Source organism: Haloplanus sp. HW8-1 (assembly GCF_023703795.1).
Classification (GTDB): domain Archaea; phylum Halobacteriota; class Halobacteria; order Halobacteriales; family Haloferacaceae; genus Haloplanus; species Haloplanus pelagicus.
In genome coordinates this window covers 130,565-152,103 of record NZ_CP098518.1, presented here as the reverse complement: position 1 = coordinate 152,103, position 21,539 = coordinate 130,565, and the positions used below count along the sequence as shown (strand labels likewise).

General features: G+C 68.9%; 20 protein-coding genes. 7 read left to right on the top strand and 13 right to left on the bottom strand.

Annotated features, from left to right (window positions below; genetic code table 11):
* Window positions 1-60: 60 nt before the first annotated feature.
* On the bottom strand, window positions 61-855 hold the full coding sequence (locus NBT82_RS00850) for an HpcH/HpaI aldolase family protein (RefSeq protein ID WP_251329704.1): 795 nt from the start codon (window positions 853-855) through the stop codon (window positions 61-63).
* A gap of 263 nt (window positions 856-1,118) precedes the next feature.
* Here NBT82_RS00850 and NBT82_RS00845 point away from each other — a divergent pair, with 263 nt between their 5' ends.
* The 3 genes from NBT82_RS00845 to NBT82_RS00835 all read left to right on the top strand — a co-directional run bounded on the left by NBT82_RS00845 (window position 1,119) and on the right by NBT82_RS00835 (window position 4,965).
* Window positions 1,119-2,105, top strand: a complete 987-nt coding sequence (locus tag NBT82_RS00845; protein WP_251329703.1) for a 3-hydroxyacyl-CoA dehydrogenase family protein — start codon at window positions 1,119-1,121, stop codon at window positions 2,103-2,105.
* A gap of 138 nt (window positions 2,106-2,243) precedes the next feature.
* Complete coding sequence (locus NBT82_RS00840; protein ID WP_251329702.1) at window positions 2,244-2,750, top strand: LUD domain-containing protein; 507 nt, start codon at window positions 2,244-2,246, stop codon at window positions 2,748-2,750.
* Window positions 2,743-4,965 carry an LUD domain-containing protein gene (locus NBT82_RS00835; RefSeq protein ID WP_251329701.1) on the top strand — a complete coding sequence of 741 codons (2,223 nt, stop codon included), beginning with the start codon at window positions 2,743-2,745 and terminating at the stop codon, window positions 4,963-4,965. The genes NBT82_RS00840 and NBT82_RS00835 overlap by 8 nt, the downstream gene beginning before the upstream one ends.
* Window positions 4,966-5,031: 66 nt before the next feature.
* Here the strand turns inward: NBT82_RS00835 and NBT82_RS00830 are convergent, their stop codons facing one another.
* The 9 genes from NBT82_RS00830 to NBT82_RS00790 all read right to left on the bottom strand — a co-directional run bounded on the left by NBT82_RS00830 (window position 5,032) and on the right by NBT82_RS00790 (window position 13,963).
* Window positions 5,032-5,409 (bottom strand): hypothetical protein, encoded by a 378-nt coding sequence (locus NBT82_RS00830; protein WP_251329700.1) that lies wholly within the window; start codon window positions 5,407-5,409, stop codon window positions 5,032-5,034.
* A 71-nt stretch (window positions 5,410-5,480) separates the two neighbouring features.
* Window positions 5,481-6,794, bottom strand: a complete 1,314-nt coding sequence (locus NBT82_RS00825; protein WP_251329699.1) for a nickel pincer cofactor-dependent isomerase, group 22 — start codon at window positions 6,792-6,794, stop codon at window positions 5,481-5,483.
* A gap of 79 nt (window positions 6,795-6,873) precedes the next feature.
* Complete coding sequence (locus NBT82_RS00820) at window positions 6,874-8,988, bottom strand: acetate--CoA ligase family protein (RefSeq protein ID WP_251329698.1); 2,115 nt, start codon at window positions 8,986-8,988, stop codon at window positions 6,874-6,876.
* 76 nt (window positions 8,989-9,064) lie between these two features.
* Complete coding sequence (locus NBT82_RS00815; RefSeq protein ID WP_251329697.1) at window positions 9,065-10,183, bottom strand: UxaA family hydrolase; 1,119 nt, start codon at window positions 10,181-10,183, stop codon at window positions 9,065-9,067.
* Window positions 10,180-10,491, bottom strand: a complete 312-nt coding sequence (locus NBT82_RS00810; RefSeq protein WP_251329696.1) for a UxaA family hydrolase — start codon at window positions 10,489-10,491, stop codon at window positions 10,180-10,182. The genes NBT82_RS00815 and NBT82_RS00810 overlap by 4 nt, the downstream gene beginning before the upstream one ends.
* Window positions 10,488-11,678, bottom strand: a complete 1,191-nt coding sequence (locus tag NBT82_RS00805; protein ID WP_251329695.1) for a UxaA family hydrolase — start codon at window positions 11,676-11,678, stop codon at window positions 10,488-10,490. Before NBT82_RS00805 ends, NBT82_RS00810 begins: the two co-directional genes overlap by 4 nt.
* Window positions 11,679-11,769: 91 nt before the next feature.
* Window positions 11,770-12,726: an NAD(P)-dependent oxidoreductase gene (locus tag NBT82_RS00800; protein ID WP_251329694.1), complete on the bottom strand. Its 957-nt coding sequence runs from the start codon at window positions 12,724-12,726 to the stop codon at window positions 11,770-11,772.
* 74 nt (window positions 12,727-12,800) lie between these two features.
* Window positions 12,801-13,754 carry an asparaginase gene (locus tag NBT82_RS00795; RefSeq protein ID WP_251329693.1) on the bottom strand — a complete coding sequence of 318 codons (954 nt, stop codon included), beginning with the start codon at window positions 13,752-13,754 and terminating at the stop codon, window positions 12,801-12,803.
* The gene (locus tag NBT82_RS00790) at window positions 13,751-13,963 is read right to left on the bottom strand and encodes a hypothetical protein (RefSeq protein WP_251329692.1); all 213 of its coding nucleotides are present in this window, start codon (window positions 13,961-13,963) and stop codon (window positions 13,751-13,753) included. The genes NBT82_RS00795 and NBT82_RS00790 overlap by 4 nt, the downstream gene beginning before the upstream one ends.
* An 86-nt stretch (window positions 13,964-14,049) precedes the next feature.
* Here NBT82_RS00790 and NBT82_RS00785 point away from each other — a divergent pair, with 86 nt between their 5' ends.
* Entirely contained in the window at window positions 14,050-14,502 is a 453-nt protein-coding gene (locus NBT82_RS00785; protein ID WP_251329691.1) for a universal stress protein, read from the top strand.
* Between the two features lie 9 nt (window positions 14,503-14,511).
* On the opposite strand, the gene NBT82_RS00780 is transcribed toward NBT82_RS00785, so the two are convergent.
* Window positions 14,512-15,921 carry a four-carbon acid sugar kinase family protein gene (locus NBT82_RS00780; RefSeq protein ID WP_251329690.1) on the bottom strand — a complete coding sequence of 470 codons (1,410 nt, stop codon included), beginning with the start codon at window positions 15,919-15,921 and terminating at the stop codon, window positions 14,512-14,514.
* On the bottom strand, window positions 15,914-17,164 hold the full coding sequence (locus NBT82_RS00775) for a ribulose-bisphosphate carboxylase large subunit family protein (RefSeq protein ID WP_251329689.1): 1,251 nt from the start codon (window positions 17,162-17,164) through the stop codon (window positions 15,914-15,916). Before NBT82_RS00775 ends, NBT82_RS00780 begins: the two co-directional genes overlap by 8 nt.
* Before the next feature lie 133 nt (window positions 17,165-17,297).
* On the opposite strand from NBT82_RS00775, the gene NBT82_RS00770 reads away from it, so the two are divergent.
* The 3 genes from NBT82_RS00770 (at window position 17,298) to NBT82_RS00760 (ending at window position 20,114) form a co-directional block, all read left to right on the top strand.
* On the top strand, window positions 17,298-18,068 hold the full coding sequence (locus NBT82_RS00770) for an HAD-IIA family hydrolase (RefSeq protein WP_251329688.1): 771 nt from the start codon (window positions 17,298-17,300) through the stop codon (window positions 18,066-18,068).
* A gap of 31 nt (window positions 18,069-18,099) precedes the next feature.
* Entirely contained in the window at window positions 18,100-19,197 is a 1,098-nt protein-coding gene (locus NBT82_RS00765) for a zinc-binding dehydrogenase (RefSeq protein WP_251329687.1), read from the top strand.
* A gap of 74 nt (window positions 19,198-19,271) precedes the next feature.
* Window positions 19,272-20,114 carry an HpcH/HpaI aldolase/citrate lyase family protein gene (locus NBT82_RS00760; protein ID WP_251329686.1) on the top strand — a complete coding sequence of 281 codons (843 nt, stop codon included), beginning with the start codon at window positions 19,272-19,274 and terminating at the stop codon, window positions 20,112-20,114.
* 78 nt (window positions 20,115-20,192) lie between these two features.
* Here NBT82_RS00760 and NBT82_RS00755 read toward each other — a convergent pair whose 3' ends face one another.
* The gene (locus tag NBT82_RS00755) at window positions 20,193-21,536 is read right to left on the bottom strand and encodes an NAD(P)H-dependent oxidoreductase (protein WP_251329685.1); all 1,344 of its coding nucleotides are present in this window, start codon (window positions 21,534-21,536) and stop codon (window positions 20,193-20,195) included.
* Between the last annotated feature and the right edge of the window lie 3 nt (window positions 21,537-21,539).

The window sequence follows — 21,539 nt, the reverse complement described above, 5'->3', positions numbered from 1 at the left end:
CGGCGAACCACCGGTAAACAGGTACAATAATCCGTATGAGTCGCCCCGACCGGGGCGGCGTCACTCGCTCACGAGGTCCGCGTAGGTCGAACGGACCTCGCTCGTCCGTTCACGGAGCAACAGGACGTCGACGCCGACGATCTGCCAGTCGAACCCCAGTCGCTCGTAGTACTCGATATCCGCCTCACTGGTGGCGAGCGTTCCGACCGGTTTGTCCGCGGTCGCGGCAGCGTCGAAGACGGTCTCGACCGCGTCGACGAATGCGTCGCTCTCCGTGTTACCGAGGTCGCCGAGTCCCGTCGAGAGATCGACTGGACCGACGAACAGCGCGTCGATACCGTCGACCGCCGCGATCTCGGCGACGTTCTCGACGGCCGTCGGCGTCTCGATCTGGGCGATTCGGAGTAGCCGATCGTCGATCGAGTCGACGTAGTCGGCCATGTCGGCCCCGTAGGATTGTGCCCGGCCGGCGCCGGTTCCGCGGATGCCCGCCGGCGGATACCGAGTCGCGTCGACCACCGCCTCGGCCTGGGACGCCGTCTCGATCATGGGAACCATCACCCCGTCGGCGCCGACGTCGAGCACCCGCTTCAGGTACGTCGGATCGTCGGAGGGAACCCGAACGATGGCGTCGGTGTCGCCGCCGGCTTCGAGACTTCTGACCATGGTCTCGACGTCCGACAGCGACGCCGTGGTATGCTCGGTGTCGACGAACGCGATCTGGTAGCCGATGTCGGCCGTGATTTCGGCGACCGCCGGCGACATCATCGTGATCCAGTTGGCCGCGACCGGTTTTCCCGCGCGGAGCCGTTCGATACCGTACGCGTCGTTATCGGCATCGGCGTCGGAATCCATGCCCACCTCGTTGCCGTCACGAAACAAAAAGACTGGGGCACACCCGACGGTTTGCCCCCTCGCGGCCCCGACGAGGTGACGACGCCCAGTTATATATCACCGGGCTTCGTCGGTCGGCGTATGACACGAACGAGACCGATCGCGGATCGTGAACGTGTCCGGACCGTCGGTGGGTCCGGTCCGGAGCCGAACCGTGACGAAACGTCGGCCAGCGACCCCCGGGGAGTTTCCGGGGCAACGCGGCGACGGGGAACCGGCCGCCCATGACCCGGGACGTCCCCGAGGACTTCGACCAAGTGGCCGTCGTCGGCGCGGGACTCATGGGTCACGGCATCGCGCTCACGTTCGCACTCGACGGGCGGTCCGTCAGCCTCTACGACGTCGACGAGGCGACGCTCGCCGAGAGCGAGTCCCGCGTTCGGTCGGTGCTCGATACGTTCGTGGCGGCCGGCAAGGTGGACGTCGGGACGGCCGACGACGCGGCTGCTCGGATCGACCGGACCACCTCGCTGCCGGCCGCAGTCGAGGACGCGACGTTCGTCACCGAGGCGGTCGTGGAGGACCCCGACATCAAGCGGGAGGTCTTCGAGGCCCTGTCGACACACGCCGATCCCGAGGCGGTGCTCGCGTCGAACACGTCCGGTCTGTCGATAACGGAACTCGCGTCGGCGACCGACCGCCCGGAGCGGGTCGTCGGCACCCACTGGTTCAACCCGCCGTACGTCGTCCCGCTCGTCGAAGTCGTCCGCGGGGCGGAGACGAGCGACGCCGTCGTCGACGCCACCTACGCGCTCCTCGAACGCCTCGGGAAGACGCCGGTTCGAGTCGAGAAGGACGTCCCGGGCTTCATCGGCAACCGACTCCAGATGGCGATGGCCTACGAGGCCTTCTCGCTGCTCGATCGCGGGGTCGCCAGCCCGGAGGCGATCGACAGGGCGATCAAGGCCGGCTTCGGGTTCCGGCTCCCCTTGCTGGGGATGTTCGAGAAGGCGGACCACTCCGGACTCGACGTCCACCACGACGTGGTGGAGTATCTCCTGCCCGAACTCGACCGCGGGACCACCCCGAACCGATCGCTCGCCGAGCGGATCGAGGAGGAGGCGTACGGCCTGAAATCCGGCGAGGGAGTCTACGACTGGTCCGACGCCGATCCCGAGGCTGTGTACGAACAGCGAGACGAGGCGTTGCTCGCGTTGCACGACCTGTACGAGCGATTCGACATGGCCAAAACCCCCTGGACTGACGGCTGAACGGTACCGTCCAATCCGTACATCGGCCGCCACCCCGCCCGTCGCCGACGGGTACGGAGGACCGGCAGACAGCACGCCGGAACCGAGGGTGACGCGGAATCACACAGTTTTATTCGACTCCTCGCCGTTGATCCGGGTATGAGTTCCGTAGCGGAGTTCCAGCAGTCACTCTCACAGTCGAACACGGAGTCGACGGTGACCACGCCCGAGACGTTCGCCGAGACCCTCGCGGCGGTCGTCGACCGCCCCGCAGTCGGGGCCGCGCTTCCGTTCGAGGACGTCGACCTCGCGGACGCGCCCGTGACGCTGAACCCAACGCCGGCACAGCTCCGTGAGGCGAAAACCGGGGTGACGGCCGCAGGGCTCGGCGTCGCGTCGCTCGGAACCGTCGCGATCCAGTCGAGAGCGGCGGGGGACGAACTCGTCTCCATCCACCCCGAAACCCACGTCGTCGTCGTTCGGGAACGGGACCTGTGCCCCGACCTCGACGCCGCGTTCGACTGGCTCGAAGGCCGGTTCGACGAGGGCGAGCGGTCGTTCGTCCTCGCGACCGGCGCGAGCGCGACCGGCGACATGGGCGCCCTCGTCGAGGGAGTCCACGGGCCGGAAGACGTCCACGTGATGGTGCTCGCCGACGATGAGTAAGCCGGAAGGACTCGACGCCGACGCCATCCGTGCGCTCCTCCGCTCGGAGGGCGAGGGGATCAAGGAGAACACCCGCCACTTCAACGCGGAACGCTACGACAGGATCGACGAGGTCGGCGCCGACACCCACGAGCAGTACCGGTCCGAAGCCCGACGCATCAAGGAGGACGCGATCGACCGACTGCCGGAACTGATCGAGCGCACGAGGGAAGCCGTCGAGGCCAACGGCGGGACGGTGTACGTCGCCGACGACGCCGACGACGCGAACCGCTACGTCACCGAGGTCGTGGAGGGCAACGGGGCCGAGAGCGTCGTGAAGTCCAAGTCCATGACCACGGAGGAGATCGAACTGAACGAGGCGCTCGAAGCGGCGGGAACCGACGTCTGGGAGACCGACCTCGGCGAGTTCGTCGTCCAGGTCGCGGAGGAGGCGCCCTCGCACATCGTCGGGCCGTCGCTTCACCGGAGCCGCGAGGACGTCACGGCGCTGTTCGAACGCGAGTTCGACCACGACGAACCGCTCGATACGGCCGAGAAACTGACCGCGTTCGCCAGGGACTACCTCGGCGAGCGGATCGAGGCCGCCGACGTCGGGATCACCGGGGCGAACTTCGTGCTGGCCGATAGCGGCTCCATCGCACTCGTGACCAACGAGGGCAACGCCCGAAAATGCGCGTCGGTTCCCGACACACACGTCGCCGTGGCCGGCATCGAGAAGATCATCCCGGGGATCGGCGACCTCCACCCGTTCGCGGAACTCATCTCCCGGGCCGCGACGGGCCAACACATCCCGCAGTATCTCTCGATCCTGACGCCGCCGGTCGAGACGCCGACGGTCGACTTCGAGGCGGCCACGGACCCGAACTTCGGCGGGAACGACGCCGACCGCGACTTTCACCTCGTCCTGATCGATAACGGTCGGATGGCGATGCGCGAGGACGACGACCTGCGGGAGACGCTGTACTGTATCCGGTGTGGGGCGTGTGCGAACTCCTGTGGCAACTTCCAGTCCGTCGGCGGCCACGCCTTCGGTGGCGAGACGTACACCGGCGGCATCGCTACCGGCTGGGAGGCCGGGGTCGAGTCCCTCGACACGGCCGCCGAGTTCAACGACCTCTGTACCGGCTGTTCCCGGTGTGTCAACGCCTGTCCGGTGAAGATCGACATCCCGTGGATCAACACCGTCGTCCGGGACCGGGTGAACCGCGGGACGGATCCCGGCTTCGACGACCTACTGGTCGACGGCCTCGTCCCGGACGAGGAGACGGCAGGAACGCCGCTCAGGAAGCGCTTCTTCGGGAACTTCGAGACCGCCGCCAAACTGGGCAGTGCGACCGCCCCCCTCTCGAACGCGGTGGCCTCGGCGGGGCCGGTCCGCGGCGTCATGGAGTCGCTTTTCGGCATCGACGCCCGGCGTGACCTCCCGACCTTCGAGCGAACCACGCTCCGCGACTGGGCGAGCGCTCGCGACGCCGGCGATCCGGTCGTCGACCCGCGTCGGCGGGTCGCCCTCTACCCCGATGTCTACACCAACTACGTCCAGACCGACCGCGGCAAGGCCGCGGTCCGGGTGCTCGAAGCCCTCGGCTGTGAGGTGGTGGTGCCGGACGTGTGTGGCTCCGGCCGCGCCCCGCTGTCACAGGGGATGATCGCGACGGCCGAGCAAAAGGCGGCGTCCGTCTGCGAGACGCTCGATCCCTACGTCGACCGCGGGTACGACGTCGTCGTCGTCGAGCCGAGCGACCTCGCGATGTTCGACCGGGAGTACGAACGCCTCGTCGACGCGGACGACCACGCGACGCTGTCGTCGAACAGTTTCGAACTGCTGGAGTACGTCTACGGCCTGCTGGAGAACGGGGCCGATCCGTCCCCCCTGACTGCCGGCGGGGGCGACGCCGACGGCGTCGCCTACCACAGTCACTGTCAACAGCGGACGCTCGGTCTCGAACCCTACACCGAGGCGGTCCTCGATCGCCTGGGGTACGACGTGCTGACGTCCGACGTGGAGTGCTGTGGCATGGCCGGGAGCTTCGGGTACAAGACGGAGTTCTACGAACTGAGCATGGACGTCGGCGAGCGACTCGCCGACCAGTTCGCGGACGCCGCCGAGAACCGGACGGTCGTCGCGAGCGGCACGTCCTGTATGGAGCAACTCGACGACCTGCTCGGACCGACGCCGCGACACCCGGTCGAACTCATCGATCCGGCGGCCTGAACAGCAGGCGCCGGGTCATCGACTCGGAAGTCACGCACTCCTCCCCTCGGAACCGGAAGGCGGGGATCAGACCGTCGGGCCGAACTTGCGCCCGCTGACGTAGAGCCCGATGTGACGCCCACGCTGGACGAGGTAGACGAAGGAGGTAAACGACGGAGTAAAGAGAAACGACGCAACGACGTAGAGCCACCAGTACGGGTGCCAATCCCGGCCCGCGTCGACGATTTCGGCTGCGTCGTAGTAGAACCCGAACAGTGCCGCGATGGAGAACACGAGGTAGACGAAGAGCCACCCCTGGACTGCGAGCAGCGCCGCGGCCCGTGAGGCCTCGAAGACGAACGCCTGGAGGACGACGAGTACGTACAGGAGCAGTAACCAGACGACGGTCGCCGCGTTCGCCATCCACCAGTTCGATCTGACCTCCGCCTGGGTCGAGTCCGGCATGCGCGAGGCTTCGCGACCACCGTTCAAATAGCCATCGCGTCGACGGGACGGCGGGTCCCGACGCCGACGGCCTACGACCGGAAGGGATCGAACGCGAAGTCGCCGTCGTGCACCCGGAGTGGAACCTCGTTCACCGCCTCGATATCGTTCCGGTCGGTTACCTCCGCGGCGACTGGCGCCGACACGGCGATCCGGTCCGGTTCCAGCGTGTTCTCGACGTAGCCGATCCGGAGGTCGGCCGGCGAGCCACGGCCGACCGACGAGTAAGCCAACAGGAGCGCCACCTCGTCGGAGGGCGCGATCACCGGCAGGCTGCTCCGGGACGGTTCACCACCGGTCACGCCGTTGATGTACGTATCTGTCAGATCGATCTCCGGGACGACGTCGCCGTGGACGAAGTCCGCGAGCCCCATTCCGATGGCGTTGTGGTGTGACTCCGGAGTGAGTCCGCGGACGTAGATGCGGTCGTAGTTCGGCGTGTCCGGCTCCGGCTGGCCGTGGTAGTTCATCCGCCCGATCACGTTCGTGTCCATGCCCGTGCCCGAGACGTTCTTGCCGATCTCGTCGACGATCAACAGGTCGAGGTCGTCGACCGGCAGACGCGGGAACAGTTCCTCTGACGCCGCCAGTAGTTCCGGCTCCCGGTCCGGGATCGCGTCGACTGGGATGCCCTCGACGTGGGCCGCGCGGTCGGCCGCGTTCTCGTACATGGCGATCCCGCCGACGATGGGCGTCTCCTCGAAGAGGATGGCCGCCCGCTCCGGGATGGCGACGTCGAGACCCTCGTCCAGCCCCGCCCGGTGGGTCACGTCGGCGCCGCGCTGCTTGCCGAGACCGATGACCGCCATCTTGCTCAGGCCGCTCTCGACGTCGCCGTGGAAGTCCGTGTGGAGTTTGACGCGGTTGGCCAGCAACACGGCGTCGGCGTCGAGGGCGTCGGTGGCGGCGTACACCGGCCGCCCGGCCGCGTCCCGCCCTACCGTCTCGACCGTCATGGAAGAGCGGATCTCACACCCGACCGACGCCTCGGTGATACCGAGGCTCTCGAGGACGTCGCGCTGCCCCTGCGCGGTCGCACCCCCGTGACTGCCCATCGCGGGCAGGACGAACGGTTCGTAGCCGTTCCCCTGCAGATGCTCGACGGCGGCCGCGAGGATCGCCGGCATGTCGTGGATGCCACGGGAGCCGGCGGTGATGCCAACCTCTGCGCCGTCGTCGAGTGCCGACGCGTCGAGGACGTCGTCGACGGCCGCTCGGGTCGCTGCCTCGACGTCGTCGACCTGTGGCTGGTCGCGCGTCCGTTCGAGCAGAACCAGATCGGGGAACTCGCCGATCGACGCATCGTTGATCTCCGCGAGTCGGTCCGGATTCGGTGGATCGATCATGCGACGTGGTCACCTATCGTGGCGACACACATCAGCGTGCGGGGTTCGGTCACACGCCCGGCCCCGCCATCGTCGCCCGCTATTCGGTCCGAGCCAGCACGTCGACGACACTGATACCGTCCTCGTGGACGACGACGGGGTTGAGGTCGAGCGCCGCCAGGTCGTCGACGTCGGCGGCGAGTCGGCCGACGCGCCGGACGAGCGAGACGAGCGCCTCCGCGTCCGCCGCCGCCCGGCCCCGGTGGGCCGCGAGGAGATCCGACAGCGCCGTCCCCGCCACGGCGCTTCGCGCGTCGGCCGCCGAGAGCGGTGGGACACGGACCGTCACGTCGTCGAGCACTTCGACGCGCGTGCCGCCGGGACCGACCGTCACGACGGAGCCAAAGCCGGGCTCGTCGGCGACGCCGACGAGCGCCTCGACGCCCTCGTCGACCTGTGGCTGGACGAGGACACCCTCGACGTCGGCCGCCGGATCGTAGTCGGCGACGTTCTCGAGGATCGCCGCGTACGCCTCCCTGACGGCCGCGTCGTCCTCGAGGCCGACCCGGACGGCGTCGGCGTCGGTCCGGTGGGGGACGTCGACGGAGTCGACTTTCATCGCGACCGGATAGCCGAACGCCGACGCGTACTCGACGGCCTTGGCCGGCGACGTCGCCACCCGCGTTTCCAGCACGTCGATGTCGTACGCGTCGAGCAACGACGCGGCCTCGGTCCACGTGAGGACGCGGTCGGCCGGAAGCTCACCCGCCCGGTTCCCGTCACTCTCACTCCGGAGGGTGGCCCGCGAGGGCGAAGATCGGCGCTGGGCCTCGCCGGCCGCCACCAGCGACTCGACGGCGTCGAGACACCGCGACGGATCGTAGTACAGCGGGACCGCCTCGCTGACCCGCTCGTACGGCTGTGGGTCGTCGAGGTCGGCCGGCTCCTTTCGCCCGGTCCAGAGAAAGAGGACGGGATCGTCGGCCATCTCCCGGACTCTCAGGAGATCGGTCGCGATGTCCGCGGCGTCCGCGTCGACGGCCGAGAGCGCGATTGCGAACACGTAGACGTCGAAGCCGTCGTCGTCGAACAGCGCCGCCGCGATTTCGGGGATGGCGTCCGCCCCGTAGCCGCGGATGTCCGCGGGGTTGTGCATCTCGCCGAACGTCAGGAGGTCGTCCATATCGAGCAGTCGCTGCTCGGTGGCGCCGTCGATGGCGGGCAAGGAGAGGCCGCGCTCGGCGGCCATGTCAGCGAGCAGGCTCGCGAGGCCGCCGCTGGTCGAGGCGATACAGAGCCGATCCGACGACGGCGGCTCGAACTCGGTGTGGGCGCTCGCCCGAGCCAGCAGGTCGGGGATGTCCGGCACCCGTTCGACCCCCGTCTGTTCGAAGGCGGCGTTCCAGGCGTCGTCGCTCCCGGTCAGCGATCCCGTATGAGAGAGCGTCGCCGCCTCCGCGACGCCCGAGCGGCCGACCTTGACCGTCAGGACGGGGGTTCCGGCGCGAACCGCCTCGTCGGCGACGCGCATGAACGCCTGCGGGTCGTCGATCCCCTCGACGTACGCACAGATCACGTCGACGTCCGGATCGGCGGCCATATACTCGACGTACTCCGTCACCGAGAGGTCGACCTCGTTCCCGGTCGAGACGACGTACGCGAAGTCGGTGTCCTCGTCGGCGCCGCGCTCGAAGAACGTCGTGAACGCCAGCGCGCCGGACTGGCTCACCAGCCCGATCCGTCCCGGCTCCGGCCGTCGCGAACAGGTGCTCGTCAGGACGGTCCCCTCGACGGCGTTCGCGAGGCCGATGCAGTTCGGCCCGGCGAGGCGGACGCCGTGGTCGCTCGCCACCTCGGCCAGGTCGGCTTCGAGTTCCGCCCCTCGGTCGTCGGCCTCGCCGAATCCCGCCGTGATGACGAGCGCGGCGGGGATTCCCTCTCGGCCGGCCTCGGCGACCGTCTCGACGACGTACTCCCGTGGCACGCTGACGACCGCTAGATCGACCGGTTCGGGCACCGCGGACAGGTCGTCGTAACACGTTCGGCCCCACGCCTCGTCGCGGTTCGGGTTGACCGGGTAGACGGTCCCGTCGAAGCCGTACTCGAGGAGGTTGTCGAGCAGCCGCGACGAGTACCACGAATCGGGGCTCGCCCCGACGACGGCGACCGATTCTGGGGAGAGCAACGGATCGAGATTCGGCGGATCCAGTGGCATACGCCGAGGTGAACTGATAGCGGTTTAGTTGTTGTGCTACCCGCCGGTCCGTGGCCGGACCGCGACCCCGAGCGAGCTACATCGACGGTCCGACGCGCGTGATCGCGAACGACGTCACGCCGTGTCGCTCGGCACGACAGGGCTCGCCGTCGGCGATCGCTAGCACGCGCTCGCGGAGGTCGGCGGCCGTTACGGACCGCGCGTCCACGTCGATGTCGTCCGGCAGCGCGTCGACGGTCGTCCCGTCGCCGCTTACCTTGACCACGGGCGCCAGCGGGTGGCCGGTCGTCACGCCGTCGGCGGTGACGTGGACGATCAACTGTGCGCCGGCGGCGACGAGGCCGGTCGCCGCTTCGGCGAACTCCGACGGCGAGTCGAGCAACGCGACGCCCGCGGGCGTCGCAGCCCGAGCACCGTACTCGACGATCTCCTCGATCGGCCGGTCCGGGATGGCCCGGGTCAGTTCGTCGAAGGGTTCGCTCTCCGCCATGCGCTGCAACCGCCGCACCTTCGCCGGGCGGTCGCGGTGGCGCTCGACGAGCGCAGTCACGTCGTCGGCCGCCGCGGGCGTCGCCCGTTCGCGTGCGGCCTCGGGATGGGCGACGAACCGTTCGGCGCCCGCGAGGATCGCCCGCCCCCCGGCGTCGACCAGGTCGGCGACGAACTCGCCGACGACCGGTTCGGCGACGTCGACGTTCGACGCGTGTGGGGCGCCTACGACGACGCCGACGGTGAGGTCGCCGAGGGAGACGCGCCCGGAGGGGCTCGACGCCGATCCGCCGTCGACCAGGTCACGCGCCAGCGTCGTCCCGGCGTCGATACAGGCGTCGGTGCCGCCGACGTCCTGGATCGCCACCTCGCGAACCGGCACCGACCGGGCGTCGAGGTCGGCGGCCACGTCGTCGCTCTGGACGCCCTCACAGCCCAGCCCCACGACGAGCGTGCCGGCGACGTTCGGGTTCCTCGCGAGGTTGCGGAACGTCCGGGTGGTCTGGTCGATGTCGGCTCCGAGCTGTGCACAGCCGTGGTCGTGGGGCGTGGCGACCGCACCCGGGACCCGCTCGGCGATGCGCTCGGCGACAACGTGTGAACAGATCACCGACGGGAGGACGAGCACCCGGTCCCGGACGCCGACCGCCCCGTCGTCGCGGACGACCGACCCCTGTGGCGACCCGACGGATCCGGCGTCGGTCACGCCGATCCCTCCGTGGCGGCCTTGTCGCCGCGACCGCGCATGCTCTCGCAGTTGTGCGTGTGGACCCACTCGCCGGCGTCGATGTCGGCGCTCGCGACGCCGATCACTTCGCCGTACTTGACGATCTCGTCGCCGGCGCCGAGCGGTCGCAGCGCCAGTTTGTGGCCGAAGGGGACGTCCTCTGCGAGCGTGACCGTGTTCTCGCCGACATCGAGATTGCGGCCGGCCGAGAGATCCGCCAGCGCGGTCGCGACGTCGTCCCGGTCGTCCATCCGCAGGGCGACGTCCTCGAAGGTCTCGCCTTTCATACGTCCACCTCCGTCGAGGCGAGTTCGTTGGGCTGGATCTCGTTGATCGCGAACTCCTCGAGGTGACGCCGCTCGGCGGCCGTCCGCCGGCCGTCGGCCACCGCGACGAGCGTCTCGTAGACGCGGTCGCCGGCCGCCGATATCGGCGCCCCGTCGACGACGGTACTGGCGTTCACGTCGATGTTGCTCGACATCTCCTCCCAGGTGTTCGGGTTGCCGGTCACCTTGATCACGGGGGCGATCGGGTTCCCGGTCGTGCTCCCGCGGCCGGTGGTAAAGGCAACCACCTGCGCACCGCCGCTCACTTTTCCGACGACGCTCTCGACGTCGTAGCCGGGTGTATCCATCAGGACGAGGCCGGCGCCCGTCGGGAGTCGCTCGGCGTAGTCGACCATCCCCTCGACGGGTGTGGTCCCACCTTTCGCGATCGCACCCAGGCTCTTCTCCTCGACGGTGGTGAGTCCGCCCTCCTTGTTGCCGGGGGTGGGCTGAGCGCCCCGCAGGTCGACGCCCATGAGTTCGGCCTGGCTCTCCCGCTGGTCGACCCGATCGAGCAGGCGGCGGCGCGTCTCCTCGTCGGTACAGCGTTCGGCCAGCGTGTGTTCGGCCCCGATGAACTCCGGCGTCTCGCTGAACGAGACCGTCCCCCCGGCCTCGACGAGGCGATCACAGGCGTGACCGACCGCCGGGTTCGCCGCGATCCCGCTGGTCGCGTCGCTGCCCCCACACTCGACGCCGAAGACGAGTTCGCTCACGTCCGCCTCCTCGCGGCGGGCGTTCCGGGCCTCGTCGTAGAGCGCCGCCGCGAGGCGTTCCCCCTCGTCGAGCGCCGCGCGGGTCCCGCCGACCTCGCGGACGGTGAGCGTGCTGACCGGGGTACCCGCCCGCGCGATGTCGTCGGCCAACCCCTCGGCGTCGAGGTCCTCGGTCCCGAGTTCGACGACGAGCGTGCCGCCCACGTTCGGGTTCGTACCGATGCCGGCCAGCGTTCGTCGGGTCTGTTCGCGCGTACCCTTCGGTTGGGACGTCCCCATCTGGTGGGGCGTCGCGCGCGCCCACTCGCCGGCCTCGTCGGCGATCGTACTCGCGATGGAACTGACCGAGACGGACGTCGGAACGATTGCGACGTGGTTTCGGACGCCGATGCGGCCGTCGTCTCGTCTGAATCCGGAGAACGTGGCTTCCATTACCCGCTGAGTAACGAGGCTCGGGGTGTTAAGTGTTTCACCCCGGCGGGGCCCGACGTTACGGAACGGTTCGAGTGGGTCGCCGGCGCGCTCAGACGATCTTGCCGTGGCTCTTCTCGCGGCCCTGCTCGGTCGTTTCGATTTCGGTGTCGAAGTTCTCCTCGAAGTACTCGAGCAGGAGCGGGTGGGGCTTGTCGCCGTACCCCGCGTTCATCCCCTCGCGGTGGAACTGCTCGACGAAGTTACCGAGCGGGAGATACGTCTCGTACTTGTCGGCGAGGCTCTTCAGTTCGACCAGGTCCTTGTGGGCGACGTCGAGGTTGAACCGGTTCCGGTAGATGCCCTCCTCGCCCTCGGGGCGGAAGTGCGCCTCGAACTCCTCGCCGAAGTTGTTGGAGAAGAAACTGTCGAGTTTGTCGTCGTAGATCTGCGTGTAGTGGCGCAGCGTCCGGTAGAGAACGGTCGGATCGACGCCGAACTCGTCGGCGAGCAACAGCCCCTCGATGAAGATGACGAGGGTCGTCTGGCCGACGTGGTTGTGGATCAGTTTCACGAACTGCGCGTCGCCGACCTCGCCGATGTGGTAGACGTCCGTCGAGATGACCGAGAGAACCTCGGCGTTCGCCTCGATGCGGTCCGGATCCCCGCCTGCCATGATCGTGAGTTCGCCGGCCTGTGCCCCCACCTCGCCGCCGGTGATCGGGCAGTCGAAGTAGTGGACGCCACCCTCGTCCGCGAGGGCGGCGAGTTCCTGTGCCCGGAGCGCCGAGAGCGTGCTCGTATCGAACACGTCGGTCCCGGGCTCCCCGTGTTCGACGATGGCCTCCACGGCCGCCTGGCTCGCGTCGGGGTGGGGCAGCGACAGGATGATCGTCGAACAGCGCCGCGCCACCTCGGGATTGTTCTCGGCGACGTCGACGCCGTGCTCGCTCGCCTTCGCGCAGGCGTCCTCGTCGAGGTCGAACCCGACGACGTCGTAGCCGGCCGCGACGAGGTTTTTGGCGATACCCCTGCCTACCTTACCGAGTCCGATGACTCCGATTGACATCGTGCATGGTGTTGCACAAGCAACCAGTACAAAAGTGTTGTGAGTGGCAACTCGGCCCGCCGCGCGGACCGGACTCACCGACGCTCGAACGCGTCGTCGAGTCGGTCGGCGGCCAGCGCGACGACTGTTTTGATCCGCGCTTTCGGGAGCTGGAGGTCGGTCACGTGACAGCCGAGTTCGGCGAGGAACCGCTCGCTCCCGGAGTAGTCGTAGGTGGTGCTGGCGAGCCGTCCGGCGCCACACCGGGAGGTGACCACGACGGGGACGCCCGCGTCCCGGATCTCAGCGACGGCCGGGACGACGGCCGGCGGGACGTGCCCGGCGCCCAGCGACGCCAGACAGACGGCGTCGCTCTCGGTGCCGGGTTCGAGATGCGAAGGCGGCAGATCCGCGGTCACGGTCATCCCGAAGACGTCGTTCGAGAGGGCGTCGGGATCGGGGGTGTAGGTCTCCACACCGGTCTCGCGACGCCGCCACGTGACGCCCGAGTAATCGACGGTGCCCAGGGGACCGAACTCCCTCGATTCGAACGCGTCGATGGCCGTCGTATGCGTCTTGCTCGCGTCGCGGGCCGCATAGAGGGAGCCGGCGAAGGCGACGACGACCCGCCCCGCCGGGGCGCCGTCGCTCGCGACCGCCCGGAGCCCCGCCTCGACGTTCATCGGGCCGTCCGGGGTCGGATCGGACGCGGTCCGCATCGCGCCCGTGATCGCCACGGGGAGCGGGCCGTCGTAACACAGGTCCAGGAAGTAGGCGGTCTCCTCGAGGGTATCCGTGCCGTGGGTCACGACGACGGCGTCCGTCTCGGGTTCGAGGTCGCGGAGCCGCTCGGTCAACGCCCACAGCCGCTCGACCGTCATGTGCGGGCTCGGGATGGTCGCGAACGTCTCGACGGCGACGTCGTCCACCCCGTCGACCTCGGGGACGCGACGCTCGATCGCCGCCGCGTCGAGTTCCGGTGTCGCCCCGTCGCCGTCGTCCCCGGTCGAGGCGATCGTTCCGCCGGTGGCGAGGAGCGTGACCCTCATCGCGCCGACTCCGCGAGCGTTCCGAGGTGATGCTCGAAGTCGCCGTGGCCGACGGCGTCGGCGAGGCGGTCGACGATCCGATCGACGTCGACCGGCGTACGGACGTTCGGGAACGACACCGCGTCGAGCGGTCGCGTCGCATCGAGGACGGCGTCGGGGTCGGTGCTCGGAACGAAGACGGACCTCCGATCGGTCGGTTGGGATGCCATGGTGTGACGTACCGCTGGTCGTCGAAAAAAGCTACCGTCCGCCGCGTCGCCACGTTTATTGTGCGATGAACTGAATGACTGCGCGTATGGCAATCGTAGCTGCCGTCGACGACGACGGCGACAACAGTCGGACGCTGACGGTCGCAAAGGACCTCGCGGAGAAGTACGACACGCGACTGATGGTTCTCAACGTCCTCCCCCAGGACCTGTTCAAGGAGCGCCAGACGAACATCGCGAGCCAGCCGTCGACCGACGCGACCTACACGCTCAACGACGGGGAAGACGACGCCGCGGAGGTGGCCGCCGAGGTCGCCGAGGCAGCCCTCGGATCGCTGCAAGACGTCGAAACGGCCGGGCGCGTGGGGGGGGCTGCCAAGGAGATCCTCAAGTTCGCCCGCGACGTCGACGCGGAGTACCTCGTCATCGGCGGTCGGAAGCAGTCGCCGGTCGGGAAGGCGATCTTCGGCAGTACGACCCAGTCGATCCTCCTGCAGGCTGACCGGCCGGTGACGGTCGTCATGCCCGAAGAGGAGGACTGACCCGCCCGCTCAGGGCCAGTGGTCGGACTGGCCGCGTCGGACGTTCTCGAAATACCGTTCCCCGCCCGTCTGTCCGCCCTTGAGCGACAGTTGCAGGCGGTCGAACTCCTCGGTGTCGGAACTCGCGATACAGAGCGGACAGCCGGGGGCGATCGGACTGTGGAACTCCAGCGCGTAGATGTCGAGCGCCGGCGCGACGTAGCCGCTGGTGTCGCCACCGGCGATACACGCCCGCGAGACGTCCGACTCGGAGAGGACGGCCTCGAAGATGGCACCCTGCTCGCGACCGATCCGGCCGCCAACGTCGTCGATCCCCTGGCGCTCGGCGGCCGCACGGGTCCGCTCGATCGCCGGGTCGTCCGGCCCCCGGGCCGCGTACATGACGACGCTGTCGCCGGCGGCGAGCGCGTCGGTCGCCGCGTCGACGACCCGGTCGCGCTCTGTCGCCACGCGCTCGGGGTCGACGAGCGCGGGGGTGTCGAGTCTGACGCCCGTGAAGTCCTCGCGGGCGAGAGCGGCGTCGATCTGTGCGGCCGTCTCTGGCGACGCGCTCCCGGACATGACGGCGATGCGGTCGACGGGGTCCGCCGTCGGAATCGATTCGGGCGGCGAGACGGCACCTGTCTCGGCCCAGTACGCGGTCAGGGCGTACCCCAGTCCCGAGGAACCGACCGCGAAGAGAGGACCGTCGTCGTCCGTGTTCGTGTCCGCGTCCCCGCCCGCGAGTTCGAGCGCATACGCCCAGAGCAGACGACCGATCCGCTGTAAGTGTGAGTCGTCGAGCGTATCGAAGAGGACGACCTCCGGGTCCGAGGCCACGAGACGTGCGAACGCGGCGTCGACCCCCCCGCTCTCGAGGGCGAGCACGTCGAAACGGTCCGTCCGCCGGTCCGTCTGGTCGCCGAGGTGTCGACAGAGGTCGCCCTCGGTCATCGGCGTCACCGGGTGGTCGCTCATCGTCGGGTGGCGGTCGATGCGGTAGGTGCGGTCGTCGACGGTCGCAAACAGGTTCCCGAAGACGACGTACCGCTCCAGGGCCGGCACCCCGACCACCACGGGGACGAAGGGAGAGTCGAACACGTCCTGGCCGATGTCGACGGCGTGGCCGATGCTCCCGACGTCGGGCGCCGAGTCGAAGGTCGAACAGACCTTGTACTGGACGAACGCCGGGTCGAGGTCCGCGAGTCGTTCGAAGTGGTCCGGCAACACCTCGTCCATCTCGTCGGGCGACATCGACCGACTCCGGCCGGCGACGCCGACCGCATCGAGGTCCGCGAACCGCCCCGTCAGCTCCGACTCCGTCGGCGGTTCGAGAAACAGCGCCGTGCGCACGCCGCCGAGACCGAGCGCCTCCATCGCGTCCGTCGATCCCGTCAGGTCGTCCCCGTAGTACGCGAGGAGGAGGTCGTCGTCACTCATCGTCCCCGAACGCCTCCATCGAGCGGCGGAGCGCCGCGTGATCGGTCGCGTACTCCGCGAGCGAGACGCCGGCCATGGCGGCCTCCCAGCCCTGCTTCAGCGCGTCGACGCCCCCGGCCGGGCCGTCCGGGTGCCCCATGATCCCGCCCCCGGCGAGATACATCAGGTCCACGTTGCCCAGCGCCTCGTAGGTGTCGTGGGCCTGTCCGGCCCACTGGCCGGAGGAGAACACGGGGAGGGCGCCGTCGTCCCCCGGGATCGGTCGCTGGACCGCCCGCGCGGAGGCGACGACCGACTCGTCGGACTCGGTGAACTTGTTCCGGATGCCGTTGACGTGGAGGTGGTCGACGCCGGCGAGGCGCCAGAGCTTCTGGTAGGCCGTATACTCGAAGCCGAGGGAGGGACACCGCGAGAGCGCCCCCCAGCCGTTCCGGTGTCCGTGGATGGGCAGGTCGCTGTGCCGGCGCAGCGCTAGGACGCCCGCGAGGCCGACGCTGTTGAGGCTGACCATGACACAGCTCCCGCCGGCGTCGCGGACCACGTCGTGGCGGCGCCGCATCTCGTCGACGTCGCCGGTGACGTTGAACGCGTACATCACCCGTTTGCCCGTCTCCGATTCGTGCTCGTTGATGACCGACATGACCGCCTCGACCCGCTCCTCGAACCGGGAGTAGGGCGGATCGGCGATGAGTTCGTCGTCCTTGATGAAGTCGACGCCAGCCTCGACGAGCGTCTCGACGAGCGATGCCGTCTCCCCCGGCGACAGCCCCACGCTCGGCTTGACGATCGTTCCGACGATCGGGCGGTCGTGGACGTCGATCAGGTCGCGGGTCCCCGAGATCCCGAACTGCGGGGTCGGACACGCCGACCCGTACGCCGCCGGCACGTCGATGTCCATCAGTCGCACCCCGGAGAGCGGTTGCATCTCGAAGACGTTGCCGGCGACCGTCGTGCGGAGTTGGGGTACCGAAACCCCGAGATTGTCGAGGGGGTATCCGATCTGCACCGTGGCGCGGGTGTACTCGTCGGCGTCGGCGTCGACGCCCGGAAGCGTCGGCTCCGTCGTCGTCTCCAGTTCGGTCACGTCGACGACCGTCGCGCCGTGGCGCCGCTGTAGGTCATCCGTCTGGCCCGGAACGTCGACGAACGTGCTCGCCGACTGCTCGCCGGCCATCGCCTCGGCCGCCGCCTGGGGCGACTCCGGGGTCTCGATCCGGTAGGTCGCAGTGAAGCGCTCCGCCATGGGGAAGACACGCGTGGCGTCGGCTATTAATCCTGCCCCCGGAGCCGGACCGACGAAGGCACGGGTGGTCGCCGCGTCACCGGACGTCGGGAGCGCACAAGAGTCAAGGCCGCCGTCGTCGTAGCCATCGTCGATGCTCGCAGACGAGTACGAGGCGCTTCTCTTCGACCTCGACGGCGTCGTCTTCGTCGGCGACGAACCGGTCAGGGGTGCCGTCGAGACGCTCCGACGACTCCGGGACGCCGGCAAGGAGATCCAGTTCGTCACCAACAACTCACAGCACACGCGCCGGGAGTTCGCCGAGAAGCTCGCGGCGTTCGGAATCGACGCCCGGCCGGTCGAGATCACGAGCGCTGCGTCGGCGACGGCCGAGTATCTCGCGGATCGGGGCGTCGAGAGCGTCTACCTCGTGGGAATGGACGGCCTTCGGGCGGAGTTGCGCCAGCGGGGGATCGCCGACCGTGAACGCGACGCCGACGCCGTCGTGGTGGGGTTCGATCCGACGGTCACGTACGACGACATCGCGACGGCGACCAGCCTCGTCTACGACCGGGACCTGCCGCTGGTCGCGACGAGCGGAGACACCTCCTACCCGTCCGGCGACGGGGTCGCACCGGGGACGGGTGCGATCCTCCGGGCGATCGAAGCCGCGAGCGACACGGAAGCGACGGTCGTGGGGAAGCCGAACGCCCCGCTGTTCGACCGGGCGCTCGGCCGGATCTCGACACGGCCCGTCGCGATGGTCGGAGACACGCCGAGTGCGGACGTTGCGGGCGCCAACCGCGCGGGGATCGACAGCATCCTCGTCTCGCTGCACTGCCGGGCGGGCCACGACGTCGATCCGTCGCCTGACGTCCGGATCGAGACGCCGCTCGACCTCGTCGATCCCGACCCCCGGCGATAGTTTTAGGCTCGCCCCTCGTGCACGTACGGTCATGGCATCGAACACTCGCGGACGCATCGCCTGTCTGAACGGAACGAAAAACGTCGAGCTGAAGGAGTTCGACGTTCCCTCGCCGGGGCCGGACGCCATCGTGACCGAAATCGTCCGTGCCAACGTCTGTGGGTCGGAACTGCACATGTGGCGGGGCGGTCACCCGAAGATCGACGACGGCCCCCTCGGCCACGAGGGACTCTGCCGCATCGTCGAACTCGGTGAGAACGTCACGACCGACAACGCGGGGCGGCCGGTCGAGGAGGGCGACCTCATCGTCCCGACGTACTTCGCGATCTGTGAGTCGTGTACTCGGTGTGGCGCCGGCGAGTTCCGCCTCTGTGAACACGCCTACGACCACTGGTCCCAGTCCGCGGACGTACCGCCGCACTTCCACGGCACGTTCGCGTCCCACTACTACGTCTACCCCGACCAGTTCTTCTACAAGGTACCCCCGGAACTCGACGAGGGCCCGGCCGCGAGCGCGAACTGTGCGCTCGCGCAGGTACTCGGCGGCCTCGACGCGGTCGACGTGGGGTGGGGGGATACGGTCGTCGTCCAGGGGGCCGGCGGCCTCGGACTCAACACCGTCGCGGCGGCGAGCGAGCGCGGCGCCGAGACCATCGTGATCGACGGGGTGGCGGACCGCCTCGACCTGGCCGAACGCTTCGGTGCGGATCACACCGTCGACCTCCGAACGTACGACTCGGTCGAGCAACGGGCCGAGAGGGTCCGTGAGTTGACCGGGGGCGACGGGGCGGACGTCGGCGTCGAAGTCGCCGGCGTTCCCGAGGCGTTCGCCGAGGGGATCGAACTCCTCAGAGCCGGCGGGCGCTACCTCGAGATGGGGAACGTCGTTCCCGGCCACACGACCGAGTTCGACCCCGGCGCGATGACCCGCAAGTCGATCGACGTGCGGTCCGTGATGCGGTACGACCCCTGGTATCTCCGGACCGCCCTCGAGTTCCTGCACGAGACGGGCGACGACTACCCGTTCGAGGAACTGGTCGGCGAGGGCTATCCGCTCGACGAAGTCGACGCCGCCATCCGCCGGTCCGACGAGCGCGACGTCGCCCGGGCGTCGCTCGTCCCCGAGTGACCCGCCGGGTCCCGGCCGATCCCCTCGACCGGGTACCCAACGTTTACTACCCGGCGGCCGTAGCGAGCGTCGTCATGTCCGTCGATCGCAGTTACCTGTTCGTTCCCGGCTCCGACGCCGACGGCGTCGCCGAGGCCATCGGCTCGGTCGCCGACGTCGTGATCGTCGACCTCGAAGACACCGTCAGCCCCGACGCGAAGGCGGCGGCACGGACGCGGACGCTCGAAACGCTCACCGACCACGACGAGCGGTCACAGCGCCTCGCCGTCCGCGTCAACGGCGTCGACACCGAGCGCGGAATCGAGGACGTCCGGGCCATCGCGACCGCCGACGTCCGCCCGGATCTGCTCTTGCTCCCCGACGTGCGGGACGCGAGCGAGGTCCGTCTCGTCGACGACGTACTGAACGAGTACGACGCCGGGGTCGGCCTCCATCCGCTGATCGAGAAGCCGAGCGCACTGTTCGACGCCCAGGGGATCGCCCGGGTGAGCGAACGGCTCCACGGCCTGATGTTCGCGGCGATCGACTTCCAGATGAACATGGGGATGTCGATCCTCGACGAGACCGACCTCTCGGTCCCGCGGTTCCTGCTGTCGATGGCGGCAAACGGCGCGGGAATCCACGCCGTCGACAAACCCAACCTCGCCGCAGTCCACGACGAGGAGCGAACGCGGGCCGAGGCGCGGGCGGCCAAGGCCGTCGGCTTCGACGGGAAGGCGGCGATGACGACCGAGCAGGCGGCGGTCATCAACGACGTCTTCACGCCGTCGGCCGAGGAGGTGGCCCGCGCAAAGCGGGTCATCGAGGCCTTCGAGGCGACCGAGGAGGGCGTGGCCGTGATCGAGGGGGCGGCGGTCGACAAACCGGTCGTCGATCAGCTTCGAGCGCTGGTGGACCGAGCCGAATCGGGCGGGTGATCGGAGCCCGGACCGGCGGTCAGGCCGGTCGGGACCGCCCGACTGGCGACGGACGCGGCCCGATCGAACGGAAACCGCTCAGACGACGTCCTGCAGTCGACGAAGCCGGTAGATGAACGAGTCCTCGTCGAGGCGGACGTCGTCGTAGGTAACGATCTCGTCTCGTTCGATCTCCGAGACCACCTCGGCACCGTCGAGGAGTTCGAACGGTACGTGGTTTCGGTCCTCCGCCACGTCGGCGTCTTCGAGCAGTCCGTAGACGGTGTAGCCGCCGCCGCCGTCGAGTTCGTCGCCCGGTTCCAGCGTCCGTTTGGCGCCGCCGACCACCTCGGCCTCGCGCGACCGCGGGACGCCGGTCGGTTCGTTCCGGATGGCTGCGTTGGCGACGCTGACGGACGTCTCGGTGCCGGGGAGGTGGTAGGGACGGTGGAACACCTGATACTTCCCGTCGCTGGCCACGTACATACCGGAGCCGCTGCTCTGTTCGAGATACTCCTGAACCCGCTCGTTGGGCGTCGTCGTCACGATGAAGACGCCGAAGCTGATGTTGTCGTCGATCTCCGTGCCGTCGGGACGGAGCGAACTGACGGTGTCGACGACGCCGGTGTCGTTCAGGACGCCGCCCTCCTCCTTCGGGCGGAGTTTCTCGGGTATCTCCTCGATCGACGCGTCGGGGAGGTGCATCCCCTGTACGTCGGGAGTCAGCCCGGTCGCGTTGGCGACGGCACACATCTCGACGGCCACCTTGGTACCGTCGAGGAAGGAGTTGTACATCCAGGGGTTGAGGTCGTGTTCCTCGACGAAATCCTCGTCGAACCCCCATCGGTCGAAGACGTCGTCCGGCGTCCCGTACCGGTACTCCTCGACGAACGGGTTGCCCTTTCCGGCGGCGACGACGTCGAGGCCGACGGTCTGGGCCCAGTCGTACAGTTCGGCGAGCAGCGACGGCTGATCGCCGTACGCCATCGAGTAGGTGACGCCGGCTTTCTCCGCGAGGTCGGCCAGAGTGGGGCCGACCACCGTGTCGGCTTCGACGTTCACCATCACGACGTGGGTCTCCTCCATGATGGCGGTGTAGGCGTGGTGTGCACCGACCTCGGGGATGCCGGTCGACTCGACGATCACGTCGACGTCGCTTCGGGCGAGGGTGGGACCGTCGTCGATCAGGGCCTGTTGCCCGTCGGCGATGGCCGCGTTCAGCCCGGCGAGGCCGTCGGTCTCGGTCACGTCGGCGACGGGAACGCCGGACTCCCGGTACGCCTGCTGGGCCTTGTCGAGGTCGAGGTCGGCGATGGCGGCCGTCCGCATACCGGTGACCCGCTCGATCTGGTCGACGAGTTTCGTCCCGAACAGGCCGGCGCCGATGACGCCGACGTCGATCGGTTCGTCTCGGTCCTGAAGCTGCGGTGGGAGGTTGAGCATCGC